1 protein-coding gene is annotated in these 936 nt (G+C 55.1%); it reads left to right on the top strand.

All coding sequences use genetic code 11. The features are described 5' to 3' along the window. Positions 1-211: 211 nt before the first annotated feature. Positions 212-520: a DUF3892 domain-containing protein gene (locus AC1DS3_RS39065; RefSeq protein ID WP_441639685.1), complete on the top strand. Its 309-nt coding sequence runs from the start codon at positions 212-214 to the stop codon at positions 518-520. Positions 521-936 lie beyond the last annotated feature (416 nt).

Below are 936 nucleotides of genomic sequence, written 5' to 3'. Positions count from 1 at the left end.
CTAAACAGCAGGAGTCCGTACGGCTCAGTTCCCAACTTTTAGGCTCGTACTGACCGAGGCAAAGAACATAGCCTTGCACGGCTGAAGAGAAGCGTAAATGAACCGACCACCGGACCCTCTGGACGTTGGTAGGTGATTTTCTAAAGCAACCACGTTGCTGCAAGCGCGTAACAAGAGGAGTGATCCCAGTCCAATTGAAAGGGAAACGACTATGGCCGCCAGACATCGCATCCGGTGCATTAGAAGGGCCGATCGCCAGGGCGTGCATGAGCGCATACTCAGCATCGGCGGTGTAAATTGGGACGGGCGCCCTTGGATATTAAGTCTTGCTACGGCCATCGCTGGGATTGAAAGCGGCACCTTAAATTTTTACGTGACCGATGAATGTGGTTACTCCACTTATGTGATCGTCGCTCTTCACGATGGTCACAAATATCTCAAGACGGAGAACGATGGCCTCCAGCCTGTAAATCTGCTTAGTCTTCCTGAGTGTCCCTGGAGAGAACCACCGGGGCGGTAGCGAGAAACCCAGTATGGGCGGCATAAACAACATCTGACTTGCAAGTAAATTGCACCGAGGGCGTTATGATTGAAAGAAAGCAAGTGGATTCCTTCAAAGTCCAACACGTCAACACTGGAACAATCCACGATGTCGCTGTCTATGAGCGCCGGATTGAAGGTTACCCAGTGCTGGACTTCGAAACCAATGGCGGAAGCTGTCTTCGGCGAATCTCCAAAAATCAGTTCGAGATGCCGGCAACGAAGGCCAGGTTCACTCGCGCATGAATGATATCCGCCAGCGCCGCGCACGATATCCGGCCGACCCGGGTGCCAACCGGGTCCTGGGCGGGGTCGCCTTGCTCGGCTATGCTACCGACCTGGGCGGGCGGGCGCGCGCGCCACTAACCCCGTCGATGCCGACGCCGGCATCGGTAC

It is taken from the genome of Cupriavidus sp. 01L46 (assembly GCF_056399905.1).
The sequence above is the reverse complement of the archived record's forward strand: the minus strand, read 5'-3'. Positions and strand labels throughout refer to the sequence as shown.

Coding starts and splice junctions, on each gene's coding strand:
- AC1DS3_RS39065 (WP_441639685.1), top strand. CDS start 212: ATGGCCGCCAGACATCGCATCCGGTGCATTAGAAGGGCCGATCGCCAG.